The sequence below is a fragment of the Streptomyces sp. NPDC057002 genome (assembly GCF_042673825.1).
In the GTDB taxonomy this organism is placed as follows: Bacteria; Actinomycetota; Actinomycetes; order Streptomycetales; family Streptomycetaceae; genus Streptomyces.
Genome location: NZ_JBHURZ010000005.1, coordinates 565,783 through 580,423, shown reverse-complemented (window position 1 = coordinate 580,423; position 14,641 = coordinate 565,783). Strand labels below are relative to the sequence as shown.

Genomic DNA, 14,641 nt, shown 5'->3' with positions numbered 1-14,641 from the left:
CCTTCGTCGTCTTGGCTGCCAGTTCGGACACCCTCAGCTGGCCTCGTGTCCTGCGAGGTTAGGCAACAAGCTCATTCATCCTCTTCTTCTGCTTCCTGGCGCAACCGGTCGGCGATGTCTACTAGGGAGCCGCGCTGCGGAACGAACCACCGCCGCGTGCCCTGAAGCGGTTTGCTCTGGTGACCGGCCTCCACGAGCATCTTCTGGGCCAGGCCGGTCGGTGAATAGGCGATACCGTCCACCGCCCACACCAGGCAGTTACGGCGATTCCGGGTCCAAGTTGCACGCGCCCGGCGCGGATCCGCCGTGAGCCAGGGGGTGAGTTGTCGCTGTTCGCGGCCGGGGACTGGGCGGAACTCCAGGAGCGTTCCTTCCTCCAGCGCGTTGTTCTCGAAGATGACGGTGACTGCTTTGGCTTTCCGTGCGTGCCCTTCGCGCTCGGACGCGCGGTACTCCGTCGAGAGGGGCGGAGGCTGGTTATCGCCCTGTAGGGTCGCCAGCGCTGAACCAGCGACGTCAGAATATCGCTCTGCATTGCGGAAGATGCTGCTCACCTGGCTCTTGGGTCCGTACCCTGTGTCGATCCAGTGGATCAAGGTGGCTACGGAGGCGTCAACGAGTGGGGCGACGCGCGCCGGTACCGTTGGCCAATCGGACTCTGGAATCTCCTGCCAGCCTTTAGGCAAGCGCTGGAAGGTCACGTGAGCGATGAGCAGTCGCCCAAGATCGGCGAGTGTGCCGGCGCGCCCCTCCCAATGCGGGCGTTGTTCGTCGATCTGCTGCTCGACCTCCCGAAGCACGAGGATGGTGCGCCAGGTCTTCACCGCGTCGGTACGGTGCAGCGGAAATAGTCGGTGGTGCTGTTTCGAATCCCAAAGAAGGTCGATGTCCACGTTGGCTTGGAAGGACAGTTCTGGCGAGGCGTGAGCGCAAGCGAGCGCGGTTGCGGCCTCCCTGAGGGTGCAACCGTCGTCCTTGGACTGTGGTGGCTCCTCGCCACGGCGTAGGACGTAGGTCTTCCGCAAACGAAGTAGGAAGTCGTCGCGGAGTTGTTGCTGTACCTTTTCCAGGGCGATGAAGTCCTGGGGCTCTACCCTATTCTGGGTGTTGGTCTTTCGGGTGACGTCGTGGTCGAAGCCCTCTGGGCACTCCGTCAAGGAGATGATGCGGACGCCGATCCGTGCACGTGTAACGACACCCGGGGTTTGCTGGTGGGCCTCGTGGACTGAGGCGACCGTCTGGGCACCGTTGACAATGCTTGCTCCCTCCATTTCCAGGTCTCCTCGAGGGCCCGTGATCACTTTGTCGCACAGAACCGTGATCCCGTTGTTGAAGTACCAGAAGTGCTCGGGCTTTCTACGAAGGGTTTCCACAAGGGTGCGATTGACCGCGGTGACGCCGAGAGGATTGCGGATGTTTCGCTGGAAGAGCCGGTGGTGGTTGTCCTCGTACCAGCGGGCGACCTCCGCGCCTCCGATCGTGCCGTGGTATGCCAGGATGGGCTCCTTGATCTGACTGACATCGACGGCCGAGGCCGAGGCCTTCAGATTGATCTGGGGTTCGGCGATTCCGGAGCGCAGGATGCGGATGAAGTCCGGCAGCCGAAGGGCGCGCAGGCGCACGGAGTCCTCGTACTCCGTGCAGAACCGGTCGAGCACCTCCTTGGCTTCGGCCCCCATCGGCTGGGTCCCCGCCCAGGCCGGCAGCAGGGTGATCTGTACCCGCGGATTGCTGAGTGCCCGTTCCAAATCGGGGATGTGTGGCGTCAACTTAGCGTTGAAACACTGGTAATCCCGTGAGATCAGTAGTTCCAGACCGTTCTTCAGGTCGAGGGCAGCGCTCTTGGAGAAGGTGGCTGTTCCGTCGCTACTCCACTTCGCCTGCACCACCCAGACCTGGGGCTCTTCAGAGGTGAGATCGACCGCCACGGCGTCGATGCCCTGGTCGCCGAACGAGTCGATGACGAGCTCAGCACAGCGCTCCAGCGGATAGCCGGTGAACTCTCGGATCGCAAGGGCAGCCAGGGAACGGGAGAGAAATGAGTTCCGCCGGGTTTGCTTCCCAAACTGAGATAGATCGTCAACGGCGATGACCCCAGTGAACTGCTCATCGAGGGCGTGTTCGAGCTGCTGGGCGTGCAGAGCGGTCACTGTGCTCCTGTCGGCGGCTGGCGGCCGTGCTGGGACGGTGGCGAGGGGGTACGCCCACGCGTCATCAGCGATTCAGGGTGCTTGCCTGAGAGCCTGCACGTCAAGCGCTTCGCCGCACTGCGTAGTCAGCATGGGACTGAGAGCAGCGGATTCCCGCTGAGGGTAACAGCGCTGACTTCGTTAGACGTCGTTGATCTCGGTAAGCACCAGCCGGCGCGCGTCCTCCTCGGTCAGCATCATCCGATGATGACATGGCACCTTCACCGCCTGGCTCGAACGAGCTCCAACGGGGGCCCGAGCGCACCGCGCCGCCGGTCCAACCGCGTCCTCGAGGTGGTCCCTTCCCCCGCCTGCCGGGGCGGTCGGTGAGGACGGCACCACGACCCACACCAACTGGGCCGAACTCCACGCCTGGTAAACCCGCTTTAGGAGAGCGGTGGAGATGGCGGGCCGGTGACTTGCCGCTTCGATACCCGGTGAAGGGGTGAGCAATTCGACCGCCAGGTACCGTCGTTGACCCTGACTGACCCCTGCATCTGGCACGGTTGTGGCACGAACCTCAGCCGACGAAAGTCAGACACGACGGAGGGTGCGCCGACCGATCACGCACGCGTGTGCCTCGCCGCACCCCCACCGGCTTCAGCCACGCTAACGGCTTGTGTGGTTGATGAGCGCTCACTTGCTGCCTGTTGGCCTAATGCCCTGGGCGAGCGAACTGGGCAGCGCTCCAGTGATCAAGCGCGCAGGCTTGTGCGCACTGTTGCCTGTTGCTCTAGAGGTACCCCGATGACCTACTGCAAGGCGGTCGCAGCATCAGGTGTGCCTAGCAGGTCAGAATCACCTATGACGCAGAACCGGGGCTGAACGTGGCAACTGGAGAAGCGGCGAGCCTCAGAAGGAATCCGTAAAACTGAAAATTGGACGAAGGCTTGGTTACCACTATTGATTGCACCCGAAGGGGCGACTGCTTTCGTTACAAGCCGTTTGTAGCCCGTAGTCCTGCTTGGACGCCAGTACCCTGTGAGGCGAGCCAAATATGGAGGAGGCATTCCCTGTGCCCACTACTCTTTCGGGACTCCTGCTATTCATCGTGCTGCTGCTGCCCGGACTCGCCTACGCGACGATCCGGGAACGGAGGAGCGCCGAGCGTAGACTGTCGACTTTTAGAGAGACTGGCTCGGTCGTCTTCGCTAGCGTCATTAGCGAACTATTCGTTCTTGGCATTTTTGCAATCGCGCGAGCTTCATGGCCGGAAAAGACGCCAGATGTTGGACGACTTATTCGTGAAGGCGCCGACTATGCGCAGGATCACTATGCTTCGCTCATCCTCTGGGCAATTTCACTCCTTGTGCTGGCCACGCTGCTGGCTTCCTTCGTAGCTTGGCGAGCACCAAGCGTGCCTCATGAGTCAATCATGTCAGCATGGTGGTTGATCTTTGAAAGATTCCACAAGGATTCAGATCGATATGTTGGATGTGTGCTTGAGGATGGCTCGTTCATTCAGGGCCGTCTGGCGTCATACAACAAGAGTTCGGACGATTCCCCAGATCGAGACATCGTCTTGGTGGGGCCGCTCCAATACCGTCCAGCTGGAAGCACCGACGCGGTTGAATACCCAACTGGCGCTGTTTGTCTCTCGGCTCGGAAAATGATGGCGATGTTTGTTAGCTATCTTGATCCTGACCTGGGGGAGGAGGGGGAGGGGGAGGGGGAGGAGGAACGACAGGCGACTTCGGCGGCGTAACACCGGGCCTCAGACGCTGCCCTCCTCTGTGACTGGGCTTTACGTTGCTCTTCTTAGCCGGGCTTGGTAGCTGGTCACCCGGTTGTTTAGGGTTTCGATCACTGGGGTTATCGGCGGATGGCATTCTGGTCTCCTTGCGAGCCGGATGGAGCTCAATCTTCGACCACTATTAACGTCCTCATCCCCACTGCTCAATAGCATCAACTGCCTTGGATATTACTTGGGTGACGCGATTAATCCCGGTTACATCAAATGGCACATCACGCATAACAAGAAATACCTGATAAGCCCCCTTGCTGCCTGAATGGCGACTAACGCCGGAAAGGTTTCCAATGCTCTTATCCAACCGGGTATTGATGGACTGTCGCGCCGAGCGCCCTGTTTTTAGAGATGGCACAGGAAGGGCATGGCTGACCGAGCATTCAATTTCCAAAGATGTTACCCCAGAGGTCTTTACACCCAACTTCGTTACCAGAACTTCCACCTGCCCTGATCGGCTACTCATTCGGCATGTTGCTTCGGTGGCATGGTACTCGCCTATGTTTGCGTATAGTTGCCCAATGCGGCGACAGAAGTCCTCCTCGTCGATTTTGTCTGTGCCGCTTGCCATTTGTATCACGGACTCTGCCTGCCTGAGGACGTCAACGAATTCGATGACTCGCTGAGGGCGGGTGGCAGGGTCTTTTGATGTAGCCGATACATAAAGAGTTATAAGTGCCTCCGCGGCTCTATCGTCGATCCAACTATGGAGTTCGCGGGTAAGACTCTGAGTATTCTTTGAGAAATCTTCCCCGCTTGGATCTTCTCCAGTCGCAATGAAGAACATCAACTGTGCCAGACTAAAAACATCTACCGTTTCGATTCGAGCAGTTTTTGCGTTTGGTTCGTAGAGTTGCTCAGGGGCTGCGTAATTTATTACACCCCCAACACCGATGTTTCCTGTGACTGTCCTGTTGGTCTCATGGTAGGCCAAGTCGAAATCAGTCAGGTGAGGTACTAGTCGAACATCTTCCTGATACTCTCCAATTATGTTTTCCGGTTTGATATCGCGATGTTTAACCTGCTGGGCATGGGCGTGCTGCACTGTTTCGCAAATGTCAATGATCAGTCGTATTACGGATTCAGGATCGCTCTTGTCGATGAACGCCTTGCGCAAGTTGTCGCCCGGTATGGCATCCATCAGGAAGCCAAACGGTGCTTGTGTCATTTCGTGAACGCGAACAATGTGGGGGTGCTGCAATTTACGCATATTGTTGTAGCCGTTGGTGAAGCGCTGCACCTTCACTTCGTCATCTAGCTCATTGCCGTGAAATACCTTGAAAGCATAGGATTCGCCATTCTGGCCTTCAATCTCCCATACATGACCATAGCCGCCGTGCCCAAGATGTTTCACCACGCGACCGAAGCGTGTGTTTTCTTCCGGGCTAATATCAGCTAGATTCTTCTGGTACTCTCGCACTCGCGCAGTCAGGGGTCCCCAGTCTCGATTCCTTCGCAGGTCCGGTAGTGCTCGTTCGGTTTCGTTGAACCAACTAACTATGGATTCCAAAGAGTAAGCGCATTTTTTGGCCCCCTCCTCAAGTCGCACATTCCGCTCAGTGAGTTCAGAGAGTGCCAGGTAGTGGTACTGATCCACTAGTTGGTGAGCTTTGGAAAGGGTCTTCGTCAGTTCACTCTTGTCAATCGGAGGACCTTCCCTGGGAGGGAACCCTCTTCCGATGACCACTGTTCCGGCGATGTCTCCCTTAAATACGGGTCTCTGCAATTCTGGATTGATGGCGCCCGCGATGTACTCATAGATTCCGAGTAGCGTTATATCGCCATCCCAATTTACCGCTGCACCCAAGAGGGCATCAGTCAAGGCGCTTGTGAATACTCCATGTCCTTCGATTTCTATTGATGGTTCCTCGGGTCTGCATGCAGCCAAGATGCATCGACTTTCGTTGACTGCCGGCACTTCTCGCTCTATGTCCCCTGGTTGGAGAGGCCTGCTGTTCGTCCAACTAAAGGCTGACCCTGAATAGCAGCAATCCAAGATAGCGACTACGTGGGAGAACTTTCTGCTTGCGGACTCCATGATTTGGGCGAGATGGCTAAGTGATATACCGGGATCAAAGTTCTGGGCGTCGTATGTGACCAAATGACCAGCCTGTCCGAGAACTTCGCCATGGCCAGCAAAATAGAAGAGGAGCGTCTCGCCTCCCTCGTCTCCATAAGCCGCCTCGGAAAGAGGCTGCAAGAGGTTGCTGCGCGCTGCCTGTCCGTTGTAGAGCGTCTTATTGTCGAAATCGTACTGTTCGAGAGACAGGCAGGATGCCACATCTTGCGCGTCGTTTACGCAGCCGTAAAGCGGGTTCTCGGGGTACGCGTCAATTCCAACTATGATTGCCTTGTTCATCTTTCCTCCCTCGGCGCTGTGCGAGATCGCTCGCCGAGGTCTTTATCCCATGTTAAGGCTGCTTGGGTATGTGGCGCATTAGGATCTTGCGAGCGAAAGTGGTCCTGCCGAACCGTTGATGTAGCAGGTTGCCAAGACATATGCAGGGGTTGGGGCGAGCGGTTCGGCAATTCTGTTGCCCCTGCGTCTTCCCCCACGCGGGACTGGGCCCAGCAGGGGCTGCAGCGATGCGGCCAGGGTGATTGCCTGTTGTGAGCGGCACGGACGCCGGCCGGGCTGGAGCGGGACGAAGGCAGGAGCGCAGGCCCGGCCGGGGGCCGGGCCGCGCGCGGTGAGCGAAGCGAGCCGCCTTGATGAAGTAGAGAAGGTCTTATCCCGCTGGGATCAGGCGCGTGCCGTCGTGGCTTCGTACGTGGGGGCCATTGCCGTCCAAGGCGTCCAGGAGCCTGACTGCGAAGACCTCGGACATGCGCTCGCTGACCTCGTCGGGCGTGAGCCAGGAGACTGCTGTGGACTCGCTTGAGGTGCGTTCGGTGCCGCCCGAGGGCTTGCAGCGGAAGACCAGGGCCACGATGCCGCGGGTCAGGTTCTTGTAGACGCCGGTCAGTTCATCCACCTCGACGTGGATACCCGTCTCCTCCAAGACCTCGCGGGCAACGCCGACCTCGGGGGTCTCGTCGAGTTCGAGGATGCCGCCGGGGAGTTGCCAGGTGCCGTTGTCGGCTCGGCGGATTGCCAGGAGGCGGCCGTCCTCGCGCACCACTACTCCGGCCACGGATACGGAGTGCAGGGGGGACGGTGTCGCTTCCTGTGGTTGACTCATGTAGAGGAGCATAGGAGGCAGGGAAGGACTATGGGAACTGCTGCTGGAGGGGTCGGTTCCGGGCCTCGGTATGTGCAGATCGCGGAAGAGATCGTGCAGCAGATTCGGGCGGGGGTTCTCAAGCCTGGTGACATGGTGCCGAGTGAGTCCGAGCTGGTGGAGCGCTACGGCGTATCCGGCGGGACGATCCGTAAGGCCATGGTCGAGGTACGGGCGAGTGGGCTGGTGGAGACCCGGCACGGCAAAGGCTCGATCGTGAAGAACCGGCCTCCCGTGCGGCACCGCTCCTCCGATCGCTTCCGGCGCTCGCTCCGGCAGGGAGGGCAGGCCGCCTACCTCGCGGAGTCCGCCCAGTCCGGCGCCACCGCCAAGGTCAGCGTCCTCTATATCGGGCCCATGGAGGCGCCCGCAGATGCCGCCGAACGCCTGGGCGTCCCTGCCGGCTCGCAGGTCCTAGCCCGCCGTCGCCTCTACTTCCGTAACGGCACCCCGGTCGAGACCGCCTCCTCCTACCTCCCCTGGGAGGTCGTGAAAGAGATCCCGGAGCTGTTCGCCGAGAACCCCGGTGGTGGTGGCATCTATGCCCGACTCGAAGATCACGGGCATGAGTTCGCGGAGTTCGTCGAGACGCTGCAAGCGCGGCCGGCCTCCAAGGCGGAGGCCTCGGAGCTGGCGCTGAGCCCGGGTGCGCCCGTGGTCCACCTGATCCGTGAGGCCCGTACGACCGAGGGTCTCGTGGTCGAGGTGTGCGACACGCTCATGGCCGCTGACCAGTTCGTTTTCGAGTATCGGATCCCCGCCGCCGACTGACGCCCGCTCAACTTCCCGCAACCCGTCGCGAGTTCTTCTTCGCGGCGGGTTGACTCATGTACAGGAGTGATGCACTCTTCTTCATGTCACTCATATACATGAGTGACGGAGTTCAGCATCTATAGAGGAGTGATCTCTGTGCGTCAGATTCCCGTCGACACCGCCGGTGCGGTCGTGATGGTTGCCAAGTCCCCGCAGGTCAAGGTCCGTGACCGTCGTACCGGTGAGGTCGCGACCGACATGGAGACCGGGGCGAAGCTGATGACGGTCGACGTGATGTTCGCGGCCAACGAGGAGGTGGAGATCCTGTCCGTCACCGTCCCGGAGCCCGGGATCACCGGCGAGCTGTCCATGGGCACGCCGGTCGCGCTCACCGGCCTGATCGCCCGGCCCTGGGAGAACGACTTCAACGGCCAGAAGCGGCACGGCATCGCGTTCCGTGCGGTCGCGGTCACCTCGCTCGCCGACGCCGCCGCAGGGTCCAAGGCGGCCTGATCATGACCGCCTTCACGGTCACCCTGGTGCTGGTCGCCGCCGCCGTAGGACTCCTGCGGTGGCGGCGCCCCGCCTGGTACTGGTTGACCTTCGGGGTCACGCTGGCCGTGGTGCGGGTCTTGGCCCGGTACGGCTCGGTCATGGACGCGTGCGGGCTGACCGTTCCGCCTGCGCGGTGGCGGCTCGCCCTGGCCCGTGCCACCAACCGGCCGTTACCGGAGCCCCGTTCCCCGCGCATCCTGCGGCTGCGTCCGACTCGTACTGGCCTGGTGCTGCGGCTCAAGCTCCGGCCCGGGCAGGACGCCTTCGACATTGCCGCCGCCTCGGACCGGCTCCGGCACTCGTTCTCGATGTACGGCGTGACCTCGCGTGAGCTCCGCTCTGGTGTCGTAGAGGTGCGCATGACCGGCTACGACGTGCTCAAGCGGGTGCAGATGCCAGCCGAGACGGACACCCGGCCGATGCGCGTGCCGGTCGCTCTGCGGCAGGACGGCTCAGTGCACTACCGCGACTACCGGGCGATACCCCACGCCCTCACCCTCGGGGCCACGGAGTCCGGCAAGTCCGTCTACCAGCGCAATCTTGTCGCCGGACTTGCCCCGATGGACGTTGCCCTCGTCGGCATCGACTGCAAGCAGGGGGTTGAGCTGTTCCCGCTGGCCCGCCGGTTCTCCGCGCTGGCCGACGACCCCGAAACCGCGGCCGAAGTGCTCGATGCGCTCGTGGTTCGGATGGAGCGCACCTATCAGCTGATCCGGGCTCAGCAGCGGATCGCGGCCGATGTGCCGGATGCGGAGATCGCCGCCGACATCTGGAACCTGCCGACCGATCTGCGTCCCGTCCCGGTCGTGGTCCTGGTCGACGAGGTGGCCGAACTCGCCCTGTACGCCAACAAGGAGGAGGAGAAGCGCCGGGACCGCATCATCACCGCCCTGGTCCGTCTCGCCCAGCTCGGCCGTGCCGCCGGGATCTACCTGGAGATCTGCGGGCAGCGCTTCGGCTCCGAACTCGGCAAGGGCATCACCATGCTCCGCGCCCAGCTCACCGGCCGTACCGCCCACCGCGTCAACGACGAGACCTCCGCCAACATGGCCTTCGGTGACGTCGCTCCGGACGCCGTCCTCGCCGCCATCCAAATTCCGGCCGAGCAGCGCGGGCTTGCCATCGCGGGCGACTCCTCCGGAGGGTGGCACCGCATTCGGGCACCGCACACCTCGCTCCGGCAGGCCGTGAACATCTGCAACAAGCACGCCGACCGGACTCCGGACCTGCCCGAGCTGGCACCGTACCGGCCCGCGCTCTCTGGCCCCGCCGACGCTCCCTTGTGGCCGACCGAGCCGTCCCCGGCCACCGCCTGATCCCTCGCACTCCCACCGGTCGGCGTGACCGCCTTCGCGCCAAGTCCCTACCCCCGCCATGCCCAAAGAAGGGAGAACCCGCCATGTGCCCCAGCTGCGAGGACTTCGCCCGGACCGTGCTCCTGCTCGGCCAACTCGCCCTGTACGCGGACATGGCTGGCGCCGACCTCGACTTCGTGGAAGCCGTCAGCCTGTCTCTCGCCGTCTCGCTGCCCGAGCCGCCGCCCGGGATGTTTCCGGACGGCTATGACTCCGACGGTGGTCCCGCCTCCGCGGGTGACTGCTGATGGGCGCCCGCCACGGCTTCCGTGTCGACGCGGTCCTGGTGCAGGCCGTGATCGCAGGTGCGCTGTCCTTCGCCCACCTGCACGACCTCGCCGCCGCTGCTGGACAGGACGGCTGGAAGGCGTGGGCCTACCCGGTCAGTGTCGACCTGCTTCTCGTGGCTGCCTGGCGGCGCCTGCGCAGTGAGGGACCATCCCGGCTGGCCTGGTGCTGGTTCCTCGTCGCACTGTTCGCCTCACTCGGTGCCAACGTGGCCACCGCCGGGTTCCTCGACCTGAACGACCCGCCCGCCCTCCTCCGCCTCGGCATCGCCGGTTGGCCTGCGGTCGCCTTCCTCGGCGGCACACTCCTCGCCCACTCGGCGGCTGTGGAGTCCGAGCCGATTCCGGCGACACCCGTCGCGGATACGTCGGACGCTGAGCTCCCGACCGAGCAGCCGGCACCGGACGCCCAGCGTCCTTCGGTCACGGAAGCAATGCCCGAGCCTGATGCGGCCCCCGCCCTCGCCACGGCACCCGTCCCTCTGGCTCCGGATCCCGCCGCGGACCCGGCCCCTCAAGTGCCCGCCGTCCTGGTCGACCACGCCCGCAAGGTCGCCGACGAGTACCACGCCCGTACCGGCGCCCCGATCGACACCGACACCCTGCGCTCCCGCCTCGGCGTCCCGCCCCACCTTGCCGACGCCATCGCCGCCCACCTCGCCTGACCGCCGCCGGTGTCCGCTCCGGCTCTCCCGCCCCAACCACGGCCCGAAAGGGGACCCACTGACATGCCCGCCCGCGACCACTTCCATTCCGTGATGCACATCGGCCCGGTACAGATCGGCACCCACCGCGACCGCAGCGGCCAGACCAAGCACGCCGCCGTGTGCACCGCCGACAACTGCGGCTGGTCGTCCGACTACTCCAGTCAGTCCGCCGCCCAGCTCGCCGCCCGCACCCACCGCTGCCGCATCCGCTAGGAGGCCACCGCCATGCAGGTCCCGCTCTGGCTCGCGCTGCTCGTCGTCGGCTACCTCGGCATCAAGCTCATCCGCCCGCCCGTGTGGCTCATCGCCGTAGTCCTGCTCGGCGGCTTCCTCCTCGCCGACAGCGTCCTGGCCCCGGCCATCAACGCCCTCGTCAAGTAGCCCGCCCGCGAGAGGAGAGCACCAATGTTCCGCACGAAGATCCCCACCATGCCCACACCGACGGGCCTTGGCACCCCGCCCGCCGTCGTCGAGCCGACCACCGTCATCCCGAACGTAGAGACCCCGCCGGCCGCCCCGACGACTCCGACGCCGTCCCGGCCCTCGGTCCAGCTCACCCCCGGCACCGCGCTCGCCCTCGTCGGCGGCGGTACGGCAGTCGTCCTGGTCCTCGGCGCCGTCCTGGTCTCGCTGCTCCTAGCGGTCGCCATCACCGGCGTCTCGGTCGCCGTCTGCGCGGTCGTCCTGCGCTCCCTGCTCGCCTCCGACGCCAAGCAACGCTGACCGGCCCCCGGGCGGCCTCGATACCGCCAAGCATCCGCCGCCCGGGCGCCGTCCCTGTCCGATCTCGCAACCGGAAGGAACACCCAGCATGGCCCACCGCGCCTCACGCGCGACACCGAGTGCGCCCACGCCAGACACATTGCTCGACCCGATCACTCTCGGGGACGTGCTCCGGGTGGCCTCGGCCTCCGACTACGCCCGCTGGGAAGACCAGGTCCGCCGCACCGGCGGCTGCTCCGACCCCGTCCACCTCACCGGCTGGGTCATCCAGAAGGACAAGACCACCGGCGAGACCCTGCACCACTACTCCACCGCGAACGAGCCGGGCGGACGACTCCGGCTCGCCTGCGGCAACCGCCGCGCATCCCGTTGCCCGGCCTGCGCCTGGACGTACGCGGGGGACACCTACCACCTCATCCGTGCTGGACTCGCCGGAGACGACCGACGCGACATCCCCGCCACCGTCCGCGACCACCCGCGCGTCTTCGCCACCCTCACGGCTCCGTCGTTCGGCCCGGTCCACAACCGCCCCGATCACGGCACCTGCCGCTGCGGCACCTCGCACGCGTCCGACGCCCCGGAGCTGGGCACTGCCCTCGACCCGGACGCCTACGACTACGCGGGCGCCGTGCTGTTCAACAACCACGCCGGACAGCTCTGGCAGCGCTTCACCACCCGACTCCGCCGCGAACTCGCAGCCCGCGCCGGCCTGCCCCGCCGGGAACTCGCCGACCACCTTCGGCTCTCGTACGGCAAGGTTGCCGAGTTCCAGAAGCGCGGGGCCCTGCACTTCCACGCCGTCGTACGCCTCGACGGCCCGGAGGGGCCCGGGACGCCACCGCCCGCCTGGGCCACGGTCGGCCTCCTCACGGACGCGCTGCTCGCCGCCGCCGAGCATTCGTACACGTCGGTCTCGGTCCCGGCTGCCGGTGACCAGCCCACCCGGACGTTCCGATGGGGCCAGCAACTCGACGTGCGCCCGGTAAGGGCCTTCGGCGACGGCTCCGACATCACCGAACAGGCGGTCGCCTCGTACGTGGCCAAGTACGCCACCAAGGCCGCCGAGAACACCGGCACGCTGGACCGCCGCATCGGCGAACTCGCCGAACTCGACCGCCACCAGGTCCCCGACCACACCCGGCGGCTCATCACCGCGTGCCGCGACCTGGACGGCCTCTACCCGGACCGGCGCCTCTGGGCCTGGGCTCACATGCTCGGCTTCCGCGGGCACTTCTCGTCCAAGTCGCGCACCTACTCCACCACCCTCGGCGCCCTCCGCCAGGAGCGCGCCGGCTACCGCTCCGCCCAAGAACGAGACGCCCTCGGCCTCGACGACCGCGAGCCGGACACCGTCCTCGTGCTGACGGACTGGCAGTACGCCGGCCACGGCCACTCACCGGGTGAAGCCGCCCTCGCCGCGACCATCGCCCGCGACCTCAAGACCAACCGCGAGACCGCCCGCGACGCCCTCCTGACCGAAGGGAGTACGGAATGACCACGGCCATCCGGTCACGCACCATGCTCACCCTCGCGGAGGTCTGCGAGGAACTGGGCGTCTCGCGCTCGACCTTCTACGACTGGCGGGCCAAGCGTCGCGCACCGCGCTGCATCAAGCTCCCGAACGGCGACCTCAGGATCCGGCGGAGTGACCTCGATCACTGGCTCGACGACCGCGAGGACGCCGCCTGATGGAGACGACGTACGACGTCAAGGTCTACAAGATCCTCACCTATAAGGGAGCCCGGAAGACCACATACACAGTGCGCTGGGTGGTCGCGGGGAAGCGCTGGCGCGAACCGTTCGACACCGTCGCCCTCGCCGAGGGCTTCCGCTCCGAACTCATCCGGGCCACTGGCAAGGGCGAGGCGTTCGTCATCGATACCGGACTCCCGGTGTCGCATCGCTCCAAGTCGGCTGCCATGACCTGGTACAAGTTCGCCGTCGAATACGTTGATGCCCGATGGGCACAACTCGGCGGCAACAGCCGTAAGAACATGGCCAAGACCCTGACCGCGACCACCATCGCGCTGCTGCGGGCCAAGCCCACCCAGTTCGCACCTGCGGCCGTGCGCACCGCTCTGCGTGAGTGGGCGTTCAACACCAACCGGCGCCCCGACGCACCCCAAGACGTGGTGGCCATCCTCCGATGGGTCGAGCGCAACTCCCTGCCCGTCTCGGCCTGGGAGGACCCGGAGAAGGCCGACCAGGTCCTGAGCGCCATCGACACGCGCCTCGACGGCAAGCAAGCGGCGGCCTGGTCCCGCAAGCGCAACCGCCGCATCCTCAACGTCGCCATGAAATACGCCGTCCGGCGGCGCATCCTGCGGGCCAACCCCTTGCCCAAGGGGAAGGAGTCGACAGCCGCCGTGAAGACCACGAACGCCGTGGACAAGCGGTCCCTGCTGAACCCCGAGCAGGCGGCAACGATCCTCGACTGGATACGGCGCCGGCCACGCGGCGGCGAGCGACTTCACGCCTTCTTCGCCACGCTGTACTACTGCGGCCCACGGCCCGAGGAAGCCGTAGCCATGCGCGTGGAGGACGTGACCCTGCCCGAGCCCGACGCCGCCGACCAGTGGTGCGAGCTGCTGTTCCACACCGCAACCCCAGAGGTCGGAAAGCAGTGGACCGACACGGGAGAGATCCACGAGCAACGCGACCTGAAAGGCCGTGCGGAGGGTGAGACTCGCACTGTCCCGGGGCATCCCGCCCTCACGCGCATCCTGCGGCAGCACATCGAGAGCGAAGAGCTCAAGCCGGGGGACCTGCTGTTCCAAGGAGAGTCTGGCGGCATCCTTGCCGGTTCCGTCATCCGTCGGGCATGGCGCAGCGCGCGTGAGGCCGTACTGCCCCCGCACACCTTCGAGTCGCCCACCGGACGGCGCGTCTACGACAACCGGAACACGCGCCTGACGAAGTGGCTGAACGACGGGATCCCACCCGCCCAGGTGGCCGAATGGGCCGGGAACAGCGTTGCCGTGCTCCTGGCGACCTACGCCCGATGCGTAGAGGGCCAGCTGCCCGACCTAAAAAGGCGACTCGAAGCTGCCGGAGATCTCCCCGAGCGGCCGTCCGCCGACTGACCTCGCGGCCCGCAGAAACTTCGA

At 64.5% G+C, this 14,641-nt stretch carries 15 protein-coding genes; 12 read left to right on the top strand and 3 right to left on the bottom strand.

The window, feature by feature from the left end:
• Nucleotides 1-71: 71 nt before the first annotated feature.
• On the bottom strand, nt 72-2,150 hold the full coding sequence (locus ACFT32_RS26755; protein WP_382494006.1) for an AIPR family protein: 2,079 nt from the start codon (nt 2,148-2,150) through the stop codon (nt 72-74).
• Between the two features lie 1,054 nt (nt 2,151-3,204).
• Between ACFT32_RS26755 and ACFT32_RS26750 the strand changes: the two genes are divergently transcribed.
• Entirely contained in the window at nt 3,205-3,894 is a 690-nt protein-coding gene (locus ACFT32_RS26750; protein ID WP_382494004.1) for a DUF6338 family protein, read from the top strand.
• A gap of 178 nt (nt 3,895-4,072) precedes the next feature.
• On the opposite strand, the gene ACFT32_RS26745 is transcribed toward ACFT32_RS26750, so the two are convergent.
• Nucleotides 4,073-6,292 carry a caspase family protein gene (locus ACFT32_RS26745; protein WP_382494002.1) on the bottom strand — a complete coding sequence of 740 codons (2,220 nt, stop codon included), beginning with the start codon at nt 6,290-6,292 and terminating at the stop codon, nt 4,073-4,075.
• Between the two features lie 370 nt (nt 6,293-6,662).
• On the bottom strand, nt 6,663-7,127 hold the full coding sequence (locus ACFT32_RS26740) for an NUDIX hydrolase (protein ID WP_382494000.1): 465 nt from the start codon (nt 7,125-7,127) through the stop codon (nt 6,663-6,665).
• A gap of 18 nt (nt 7,128-7,145) precedes the next feature.
• On the opposite strand from ACFT32_RS26740, the gene ACFT32_RS26735 reads away from it, so the two are divergent.
• From ACFT32_RS26735 to ACFT32_RS26685, 11 genes are all read left to right on the top strand, one after another.
• Nucleotides 7,146-7,925 (top strand): GntR family transcriptional regulator, encoded by a 780-nt coding sequence (locus tag ACFT32_RS26735; protein ID WP_382493998.1) that lies wholly within the window; start codon nt 7,146-7,148, stop codon nt 7,923-7,925.
• 138 nt (nt 7,926-8,063) lie between these two features.
• Nucleotides 8,064-8,420 (top strand): hypothetical protein, encoded by a 357-nt coding sequence (locus tag ACFT32_RS26730; protein ID WP_215121316.1) that lies wholly within the window; start codon nt 8,064-8,066, stop codon nt 8,418-8,420.
• Nucleotides 8,421-8,422: 2 nt separating this feature from the next.
• Nucleotides 8,423-9,778, top strand: coding sequence for an FtsK/SpoIIIE domain-containing protein (locus ACFT32_RS26725; RefSeq protein ID WP_382493995.1), 1,356 nt, complete (start codon nt 8,423-8,425; stop codon nt 9,776-9,778).
• An 83-nt stretch (nt 9,779-9,861) separates the two neighbouring features.
• A complete protein-coding gene (locus tag ACFT32_RS26720; RefSeq protein WP_382493993.1) occupies nt 9,862-10,065 on the top strand; it encodes a hypothetical protein in 204 nt (67 codons plus the stop codon).
• Complete coding sequence (locus ACFT32_RS26715) at nt 10,065-10,769, top strand: DUF2637 domain-containing protein (RefSeq protein ID WP_382493991.1); 705 nt, start codon at nt 10,065-10,067, stop codon at nt 10,767-10,769. The genes ACFT32_RS26720 and ACFT32_RS26715 overlap by 1 nt, the downstream gene beginning before the upstream one ends.
• Before the next feature lie 63 nt (nt 10,770-10,832).
• Complete coding sequence (locus tag ACFT32_RS26710; protein WP_215121321.1) at nt 10,833-11,024, top strand: mobile element transfer protein; 192 nt, start codon at nt 10,833-10,835, stop codon at nt 11,022-11,024.
• 12 nt (nt 11,025-11,036) lie between these two features.
• Nucleotides 11,037-11,192: a hypothetical protein gene (locus ACFT32_RS26705; RefSeq protein WP_382493987.1), complete on the top strand. Its 156-nt coding sequence runs from the start codon at nt 11,037-11,039 to the stop codon at nt 11,190-11,192.
• Between the two features lie 24 nt (nt 11,193-11,216).
• Nucleotides 11,217-11,534, top strand: a complete 318-nt coding sequence (locus tag ACFT32_RS26700) for a SpdD-like protein (protein ID WP_382493985.1) — start codon at nt 11,217-11,219, stop codon at nt 11,532-11,534.
• A gap of 88 nt (nt 11,535-11,622) precedes the next feature.
• Nucleotides 11,623-13,029, top strand: a complete 1,407-nt coding sequence (repSA, locus tag ACFT32_RS26695; RefSeq protein ID WP_382493983.1) for a replication initiator protein RepSA — start codon at nt 11,623-11,625, stop codon at nt 13,027-13,029.
• The gene (locus ACFT32_RS26690) at nt 13,026-13,223 is read left to right on the top strand and encodes an AlpA family transcriptional regulator (RefSeq protein WP_261678779.1); all 198 of its coding nucleotides are present in this window, start codon (nt 13,026-13,028) and stop codon (nt 13,221-13,223) included. Before repSA ends, ACFT32_RS26690 begins: the two co-directional genes overlap by 4 nt.
• Nucleotides 13,223-14,617: a tyrosine-type recombinase/integrase gene (locus tag ACFT32_RS26685; protein ID WP_382493980.1), complete on the top strand. Its 1,395-nt coding sequence runs from the start codon at nt 13,223-13,225 to the stop codon at nt 14,615-14,617. The genes ACFT32_RS26690 and ACFT32_RS26685 overlap by 1 nt, the downstream gene beginning before the upstream one ends.
• Nucleotides 14,618-14,641 lie beyond the last annotated feature (24 nt).